Raw genomic sequence first — 4,477 nt, 5'->3', positions numbered from 1 at the left:
TCAAACCTATGCGAGTCACCCCAGCAGAGCTGGGGGTTTATCAATGTTTAATTAGAGAATCAGAGCGATGGAACGCAAAAGGTCAGTTTCAACAACATTCGACCTTAATACCTGATATTCACTCATCAGTATTTCTGGAAGTGGTTAACGACTAAGACGGAACTGATGAGTGACTAGCTGTTAGCAAAGCCTGAAAAGAAGATCTTCAGGCTTTCGAAATACCGTTGAGCAACATTTATTGGTAGGATTTTAAATGAATACATAAGCAAGTTAATCTTGTCGGATCTTCAGTTAAACCATATACGGCATCACGAAATCACTTCTTGTTATTCTGCTCAACCAACTTTTCATTCCACGCTTCGTTGCCGTCTCGCTTACTGACATCATACTCAGAGCAGAACTGCGATATGGTCATGTTGTTATCGCCAGTTGCTAACTTTAATGCCAATTGAACTTGTTGAAGTTTGCTTTGCAGACGAAGGTTTTGACCTGCCTTTGGGCTTTTTTCTTTAGCAAACTTTAAAGCAGCATGTTTACGTTCGGCAGCTCCCGCTCGGCGATCCGCTTCTGATAATAGATATTTTAGCTGCGCGACACTCTTGCCCTTCTTAAAGGCAGGCTCAAGCAACTCAACGCATTCATCAAATGATGGATTTATAACATATGGATCAATTCTATGCGCTTGTTGGCGCATCCACTCTAGCGCGAGCTTTTCATCTGACATAATTACATCTTTACCAAAGAAATAGCCGTACATGGTATCGCTCAATAGCAAACCGCTGCAACAATAAATTAAGCTACAGTGTCACATTTAATTTCAAGGAAATTGCAGTTTTCTAAAAGAACCCTCCTTTCACTACCACTTATTCAAACTGGATGATCGGAATAAAGTGATGCTGCGTAGATATGTTTTAGTTAGTAAACAAGTCGTCGAAAACAAAAGTGAGAAGAAGAGAAGATATGAAGGCAATGACCCTTTCAAGACAAGATATCCAAGCAATGGACCAGCGTGAGCGCGCTCGTTTAATTAACTCCTTATCGGGGTTTAAAAGCGCAAACCTTATTGGCACCTGTGACAAGCAAGGGCTAGAAAATCTTGCAGTAGTGAGCTCCGTGGTTCATTTGGGGTCGAATCCACCTTTACTTGGCTTCATCATCCGGACTGCGGAAAGTCGCCGTCATACACTAGAAAATATCCTAGAAACTCAACACTTCACTATCAATAGTATCGGGGCGGGCTTTGTTCAAAAAGCTCATCAAACTTCCGCTCGTTATCCTAAATCAGTCTCAGAATTTAACGCGGTCGGTCTCACGCCCTATTACGATGATGTGTTCCCTGCTCCGTTTGTTTTGGAAAGCCCTCTGAAAATAGGCTTAGCCTTCAAAGAGCAGATAACAATTGAAAGTAACCAAACTCAAATTTTGATTGGTGAAGTTGTTACAATTCACGCGCCAAAACGTGCTGTGATGCCGGACGGCTACCTAGATTTAGAAGCGTTAGATTTAGTCACAATTTCAGGGCTAGACAGTTATCATGTCACGCAGAGGTTACATCATTTAAGCTATGCAAAACCAAATAGGGCCCTATTTCCACTGACCCACGAAGGCAGCCCAACCTCATGGGAGGCTTTCGAACACAATCTCACTCATTTTGTTCGGTAATTTACTGACAAAGGTGCTAACTTTCTCAACTTCACCCTGTGCACCACACAACAGCGCTAAACTACATCTATTTCCAAGGACCCTTTTGAAGTTAACCCACTTTAAATACAAAACGCGCAAAGGCCCAGACTACCGACATGGCGATCAGGTGTCATTCATGGACATCAAACAGACCTTCGGTATGGGCAGCATTCGTGTGGGCGCTTGGGTAACGAAAGAAGAGAAAGAGCTCGCTGCAAATCTGATATTCGACTCGTTAGCAGACTTGGCTTACATCTTGGCTTTGCCACCAGAAGCAATTGGCCTTCGCGGGACATTAGGCTTAGCGTTCGGCAGTGGTGGAAGAAAGGGTGTACAAGCACACTACGCACCAAATCAAAGAGAACTCGCTCTAGCTAAGAACGCAGGTGCCGGTGCGTTAGCGCATGAGTTCTGGCATGCATTTGACCACTATATCGCAGAGAAAGCATTTGAGATTGGCGATACCTCTGGCCCTCGCAAGCAAATCTTGTTCGCCAGTGACTGTTGGTTACACGATAGAAAGGTACGACCTCATCCATTAAACGAAAGTTTGATGTCTGTGTTCGATTCCACACTACTCAGCGACAATAACCTAGACAAACACGATTACGTGGCACGAAGTGTTATTGCAGACCAGGCAACGTCGGCTCGTTACTTCTCATTGCCCACAGAGATGATGGCCCGCGCGTTTGAATCTGCGATTGAATCCTGCTCAGATATAGAAAACTCGTATCTCGTCGACGGCACAACCAAGCCAGACATGTTCCCTCTCTATCCAGATCTCACACATCGAATGGAAATCTACAATGCGATGCAAGGCTATTTTGCACCATTAGGGCGATCTTTAAGTAAGTAACGTTTGGGTCAGATAGGACAATAGATGACCCAATCTTCAAAACTGTTTATAGTCCAGACATACACTTCAACATCCATGATTTAGAGGCAGTAATGATCAGTTGGCCATCTTTAGTAAAACTCGACGGTGATGATGAACTTATTTACGTCGCGTCCGAGAACGATTTTCAGGCAGAATGCTCAGAGATGATCTTGGGCGAAGAGGATTACCTCATCGATTCAGTTGGCGACAGTTACTCGCTTCAATCGAGCTCAAATCAACTGTCTCTAGCGAAACGAACTGAACACTATTCGACTGAAAGCGTGACCAAACTGATTCGAAACCACGAGTTCCAGAAAGCTGAAGTGTGCCTGATGAAGATCCACTTCCTAACGATAGAAGAAGCGATTCAGTCTTTGGCTTTTGAGGCTCGCTAATACTGCTTAAGAACTCGTATCAAAGCTAATTCCCAAGACAGATTAAACAAAAACAGCGCCAATTCAGGCGCTGTTTTTGTTTGTTGTCTAGCTATCTCAGAGAAAGCTAATTCATTAAGCGATAAAAATCTGTGCCAGTGCGTAGCCTAAGCAACATGCGCCTACTACACCGATTAAACCAACCGACATGAATGAGTGGTTGAAGTACCACTTACCAATCTTGGTGGTGCCAGAGACATCGAAGTTAACCGTTGCGATATCTGATGGGTAGTTAGGGATGAAGAAGTATCCGTAAACCGCTGGCATTAAGCCGATCAACAAGGCTGGGTCTAGTCCTAAGCCAAGGCCAACCGGTAGCATCATACGTGCAGTCGCGGCTTGAGAGTTCACCACAACCGATACGATGAACAGCGCTAGCGCAAACGTCCACGGGTAGTTGGTCACCATTTCCACGATGCCAGATTTGAACTGAGGCATTGCGTATTGGAAGTAAGTATCCGACATCCAAGCGATACCGAAGATAGCAATCGCCGCCACCATACCCGATTTGAATACCACACCGTTTGGCACATCACGCGGGTCAGTTTTGGTTGCCAGCAAGATGATACCGCCGAAACAGAGCATCATCATTTGGATGATCACCGACATCTTGATTGGCTTGTCGCCGTCTACGATGGTTCTGATCTCAGGCACCATCGCCACGATAACAATCACGACAATCGACAATAGGAAAATCAATACCGCATTACGAGCCGAAGTTGGCAGTACTTCATCCAAAGAGGTCGCAGTGGTGCTTTCAATGCGCTTTTTCCACTCTGGATCTTTTAGACGCGCTTGGTATTCAGGATCGTCGTTCAGTTCTTTACCGCGTTTCAAGCTATACAGAGAAAGCAAAAGTGTACCGAACAAGGTTGAAGGAACCGTCACCATCAGAATAGAAAGCAGAGTAATAGAGTGTTGGATATCAGAAAGTTGCGCGAGGTAATAGACCACAGCAGCAGAAATTGGTGATGCCGTGATAGCTAGCTGAGACGCAACAGACGCAGCCGCCATTGGGCGCTCAGGACGAATACCATTCTTCAACGCAACATCGCCGATGATTGGCATAATTGAGTAAACCGCGTGGCCAGTACCCAATAGGAATGTCATCGAGTAAGTCACGAACGGTGCTATCAAGGTGACGCGTTTCGGGTTCTTTCTCAGTACCCTTTCCGCAACTTGAAGCATGTATTTCAAGCCACCAGCCGCTTCGAGGATCGAAGCGCAGGTAACAACAGCGAGGATGATCAGCATTACGGTGACAGGTGGAGACGTTGGTGGCATCTTGAAGACAAACACCTCGATAACCAAGCCAATCCCAGAAACAACACCTAAGCCAATACCGCCATACCGAGACCCGATATAAAGTACGACTAATAAAAATAGAAACTCAAAATACAACATAAGCAACCTTGCTAAAAATGTGGACTAGTTAAATGACCTCCGGCGGAGCCGGAGGCTTATTGGGTGACGCCCTCTAAGG

5 protein-coding genes are annotated in these 4,477 nt (G+C 45.2%); 3 read left to right on the top strand and 2 right to left on the bottom strand.

All coding sequences use genetic code 11. The annotated features are described in order from the left end of the window. Nucleotides 1–316: 316 nt before the first annotated feature. Nucleotides 317–724, bottom strand: coding sequence for a hypothetical protein (locus AB6C75_RS22865; protein ID WP_026012354.1), 408 nt, complete (start codon nucleotides 722–724; stop codon nucleotides 317–319). 236 nt (nucleotides 725–960) lie between these two features. On the opposite strand from AB6C75_RS22865, the gene AB6C75_RS22860 reads away from it, so the two are divergent. From AB6C75_RS22860 to AB6C75_RS22850, 3 genes are all read left to right on the top strand, one after another. Further along, nucleotides 961–1,662 (top strand): flavin reductase family protein, encoded by a 702-nt coding sequence (locus AB6C75_RS22860; RefSeq protein WP_372109403.1) that lies wholly within the window; start codon nucleotides 961–963, stop codon nucleotides 1,660–1,662. Nucleotides 1,663–1,747: 85 nt separating this feature from the next. Then, complete coding sequence (locus tag AB6C75_RS22855; RefSeq protein WP_372067194.1) at nucleotides 1,748–2,539, top strand: CLCA_X family protein; 792 nt, start codon at nucleotides 1,748–1,750, stop codon at nucleotides 2,537–2,539. Nucleotides 2,540–2,631: 92 nt separating this feature from the next. Further along, nucleotides 2,632–2,955 (top strand): DUF4144 domain-containing protein, encoded by a 324-nt coding sequence (locus AB6C75_RS22850; RefSeq protein WP_208774349.1) that lies wholly within the window; start codon nucleotides 2,632–2,634, stop codon nucleotides 2,953–2,955. Nucleotides 2,956–3,069: 114 nt separating this feature from the next. Here AB6C75_RS22850 and AB6C75_RS22845 read toward each other — a convergent pair whose 3' ends face one another. Next, on the bottom strand, nucleotides 3,070–4,398 hold the full coding sequence (locus AB6C75_RS22845) for an anaerobic C4-dicarboxylate transporter (protein ID WP_372109400.1): 1,329 nt from the start codon (nucleotides 4,396–4,398) through the stop codon (nucleotides 3,070–3,072). Between the last annotated feature and the right edge of the window lie 79 nt (nucleotides 4,399–4,477).

Source organism: Vibrio sp. 10N.237.312.B06 (genome assembly GCF_041464685.1).
GTDB classification, from domain to species: Bacteria; Pseudomonadota; Gammaproteobacteria; order Enterobacterales; family Vibrionaceae; genus Vibrio; species Vibrio tasmaniensis_A.
This window is presented reverse-complemented; position numbering and strand designations above follow the sequence as displayed.

Bases quoted from the DNA above. Each gene is read 5' to 3' on its own strand.
- AB6C75_RS22850 (WP_208774349.1), top strand. From the start codon at position 2,632: ATGATCAGTTGGCCATCTTTAGTAAAACTCGACGGTGATGATGAACTT.
- AB6C75_RS22845 (WP_372109400.1), bottom strand. From the start codon at position 4,398: ATGTTGTATTTTGAGTTTCTATTTTTATTAGTCGTACTTTATATCGGG.
- AB6C75_RS22865 (WP_026012354.1), bottom strand. From the start codon at position 724: ATGTCAGATGAAAAGCTCGCGCTAGAGTGGATGCGCCAACAAGCGCAT.
- AB6C75_RS22860 (WP_372109403.1), top strand. From the start codon at position 961: ATGAAGGCAATGACCCTTTCAAGACAAGATATCCAAGCAATGGACCAG.